This is a genomic window from Streptomyces sp. NPDC046977 (assembly GCF_040644455.1).
Classification (GTDB): domain Bacteria; phylum Actinomycetota; class Actinomycetes; order Streptomycetales; family Streptomycetaceae; genus Actinacidiphila.
In genome coordinates, this window is the sequence record NZ_JBEYWO010000083.1 from 1 (window position 1) to 2,645 (window position 2,645).

Sequence of the window (2,645 nt, forward strand, 5' to 3'; positions counted from 1 at the left end):
TGGGGACACCGCAGGGGCGGTGCCCCCACCCGCGGTACGGGCGCCTGCCGAGGCGGACGGCCGCGGGAGCCGGCGCGCGGACTTCTACCGATGCGCGTAGGGCAGAAGCGCCATTTCGCGCGCGTTCTTGATCGCCCGTGCCAGCCGGCGCTGCTGCTGGGCGGTGACGCGGGTGACGCGGCGGCTGCGAATCTTGCCGCGGTCGGAGATGAACTTCCGCAACAGGTCGGTGTTCTTGTAGTCGATGTAGGTGATCCCGGCCACCTCGAGCGGGTTGGGGCGGGCCTTGACGGCCTTGTGGGGAGCGAGACGTCGAGCCATGAGGTTCCTTGTGGGTGATGCGCCGGACACGTTCGGGCGAGGTCAGTGAATGGGGTCGAGGAGAGCGTCGAACGCGGCGGGCAGGCGCCTCCAGGCTTCCGGCCCCGCACCGTACTCGGCGTCGGTCAGCAGGCAGGATTCGAGGAGCTGCACCAGCCCTTCCCGGTCCAGACCGGGTGACGTGAAGACCAGATGCTGGCAGCGGTCGCCGTGCTCGGTATGCCAGTCCAGGGCCGCGGCGGCCCTGCGCACGGGCGGGACCATCTCCCAGGCGGCGTCGGGAAGTGCGGCCAGCCAGGGCCCGGTCTCCTCGACGCACAAGGCTCCGCCCGCGGCCTCCCACGACAGGAGGGTGTCCGGCCGGTCCGCGAGCCAGAACCGCCCGCGGCTGCGGGCGGCCGCGCACGACAGATCCTCCAGGGCCTGGTAGAGGCGTTCGGAGTGAAAGGGCCGCGTTCGGTGCCACACCACCGTGGCGACGCCGTGCTCGTCCGCTTCCTGTGGGAGCAGTGCGCATGCGGGGTGCTGAGCCGCTGCTGCCGCTTCGACGTCGAAGCCCGCAAGAGCCGCGGCAGCCAGTTCCCCCGAATCGGCCGACACGTGACGGGCCGTGGGATGGAGCTGCGTCAGCAGTGCCGCGTCCTGGTCGTCCCGCTCGTCGGTCTCCGCGCTGTGGACGAGTGCGATGACCGGCGCGTACTCCAGCTGCCGGGCCCAGGTGTCCCCGATGGTGCGTTCGTCGGTGGGGGCCGCTTGCAGGCCGGCCTCCGCCAGATCGTCGCCGTTGGCGAGGTAGGGAAGGATCAGCGCGGGGTCGACGGCGGTGATGACGCCGGTGAGTTCCATGCTCCGGCTTCCGTGCGCGCAGATCACCTCGGCCATCGCCTTGGGTTCCACGGAGTCCCACAGCTCGACGACGGCGAGCGTGGTCAGGCCGCTGCCCGTCAGGCGTTCGAGTTCCGGCAGCAGGTCCTCGCGCAGGGCGCAGCAGGCGCAGTCGTTGACCAGCGGGGCAGTGCCGCTGTCCAACTCGCCGGAGGCGTCGCGCACGGTGCGCCGCACCCAGGTGTCCTGTGCCGTCGACAGGTCGTGGTGCAGCGCGACACTTCCCGGCACGGTGTGCAGCAGGCGGTCCACCACGTACCGGCGGGCATCCGCGTGCAGGCCGGCGACGATCACCACGGGCAGCCGGCTGGCCTCCTCGTTCATCGGGCGCCCTCGCGTCGGCCGTACCGGCGCTCGAACCGCTCGACGCGTCCGGCGGTGTCCAGGACCCGTGCCGTGCCGGTGTAGAAGGGGTGGCTCGCGCTGGAGATCTCGACGTCGATGACGGGATAGGTGTTGCCGTCTTCCCACAGGACGGTCTTGTCGCTGGTCAGTGTGGAGCGGGTCAGGAACGCGAAGTCGGCGCTGCGGTCGCGGAAGACGACCGGGCCGTAGGCGGGGTGGATCGACTGCTTCATGGGATTGCCTCCTGGTGGGGGTCAGCGCTCTTCGCGGAAGTCGACGTGCCGTCCGGCCACCGGGTCGTACTTGCGCAGGACCATGCGGTCCGGGTCGTTGCGGCGGTTCTTGCGGGTCACGTAGGTGTAGCCGGTTCCTGCGGTGGAGCGGAGCTTGATGACGGGACGGAGTTCGTTGCGAGCCATGCCGCTACTATATGGGAATGGTTTTCATTAGCGAAACGCGGTTGTCCGCAGGAAGCAGGTAGTCCCTTGTCCGCCCACTGTCAGCTCACCGGCGCCAAGCCGGGCTTCGGCAACCGGATCTCCCACTCCCACCGGCGCACCTCGCGCCGGTTCAACCTCAACGTCCAGACCAAGCGCTACTGGCTCGCCAGTGAGGGACGGCACGTCCGCCTCACGCTGAGCGCCAAGGCCATCAAGACCATCGACGCGATCGGCATCGAGGCCGCCGTCGCCCGCATCCGAGCCCGAGGGGAAAAGGTCTGATGGCCAAGAAGAGCAAGATCGCCCGCAACGACCAGCGCATGGAGACGGTGGCGCGCTACGCGGCGCGACGTGCCGAACTGAAGGAGATCATCCGACGCCCGTCCAGCACGGAAGCCGAACGCCAGGCCGCGCAGTCGCAATTGCGCCGCCAGCCGCGTGACGCCAGCCCCACGCGCGTCCGCAACCGTGACAGCGTGGACGGCCGCCCCCGTGGCCATCTGCGCAAGTTCGGGCTCTCCCGCGTGCGGATGCGCGAACAGGCCCATGCCGGATTCCTGCCCGGCGTGACCAAGTCCTCCTGGTAGCAGTGCCCCACGGATGACCCAGCAGGCGGCGGGCCGCGCACCTCATGGGGCGGGGCCCGCCGTGTTC

At 70.0% G+C, this 2,645-nt stretch carries 6 protein-coding genes; 2 read left to right on the top strand and 4 right to left on the bottom strand.

The window, feature by feature from the left end; genetic code table 11:
* Positions 1–84: 84 nt before the first annotated feature.
* Genes rpsR through rpmG form a run of 4 tightly spaced genes read right to left on the bottom strand, consistent with a single transcriptional unit; the run spans position 85 to position 1,970 of the window.
* On the bottom strand, positions 85–321 hold the full coding sequence (gene rpsR / locus ABZ883_RS43055; protein ID WP_360917775.1) for a 30S ribosomal protein S18: 237 nt from the start codon (positions 319–321) through the stop codon (positions 85–87).
* Positions 322–363: 42 nt separating this feature from the next.
* The gene (locus ABZ883_RS43060; protein WP_360917777.1) at positions 364–1,530 is read right to left on the bottom strand and encodes a GTP-binding protein; all 1,167 of its coding nucleotides are present in this window, start codon (positions 1,528–1,530) and stop codon (positions 364–366) included.
* Positions 1,527–1,784, bottom strand: a complete 258-nt coding sequence (locus tag ABZ883_RS43065; protein WP_360917779.1) for a type B 50S ribosomal protein L31 — start codon at positions 1,782–1,784, stop codon at positions 1,527–1,529. Before ABZ883_RS43065 ends, ABZ883_RS43060 begins: the two co-directional genes overlap by 4 nt.
* 21 nt (positions 1,785–1,805) lie before the next feature.
* On the bottom strand, positions 1,806–1,970 hold the full coding sequence (rpmG, locus tag ABZ883_RS43070) for a 50S ribosomal protein L33 (protein WP_201843023.1): 165 nt from the start codon (positions 1,968–1,970) through the stop codon (positions 1,806–1,808).
* A 66-nt stretch (positions 1,971–2,036) separates the two neighbouring features.
* Here rpmG and rpmB point away from each other — a divergent pair, with 66 nt between their 5' ends.
* Positions 2,037–2,273, top strand: coding sequence for a 50S ribosomal protein L28 (rpmB, locus tag ABZ883_RS43075; protein WP_360917781.1), 237 nt, complete (start codon positions 2,037–2,039; stop codon positions 2,271–2,273).
* A complete protein-coding gene (gene rpsN / locus ABZ883_RS43080) occupies positions 2,273–2,578 on the top strand; it encodes a 30S ribosomal protein S14 (RefSeq protein WP_360917783.1) in 306 nt (101 codons plus the stop codon). Before rpmB ends, rpsN begins: the two co-directional genes overlap by 1 nt.
* The last annotated feature ends 67 nt before the right edge of the window (positions 2,579–2,645 follow it).

Excerpts from the sequence above, each read along its gene's own strand:
- rpsR (WP_360917775.1), bottom strand. The coding sequence starts at position 321 with ATGGCTCGACGTCTCGCTCCCCACAAGGCCGTCAAGGCCCGCCCCAAC.
- ABZ883_RS43060 (WP_360917777.1), bottom strand. The coding sequence starts at position 1,530 with ATGAACGAGGAGGCCAGCCGGCTGCCCGTGGTGATCGTCGCCGGCCTG.
- ABZ883_RS43065 (WP_360917779.1), bottom strand. The coding sequence starts at position 1,784 with ATGAAGCAGTCGATCCACCCCGCCTACGGCCCGGTCGTCTTCCGCGAC.
- rpmG (WP_201843023.1), bottom strand. The coding sequence starts at position 1,970 with ATGGCTCGCAACGAACTCCGTCCCGTCATCAAGCTCCGCTCCACCGCA.
- rpsN (WP_360917783.1), top strand. The coding sequence starts at position 2,273 with ATGGCCAAGAAGAGCAAGATCGCCCGCAACGACCAGCGCATGGAGACG.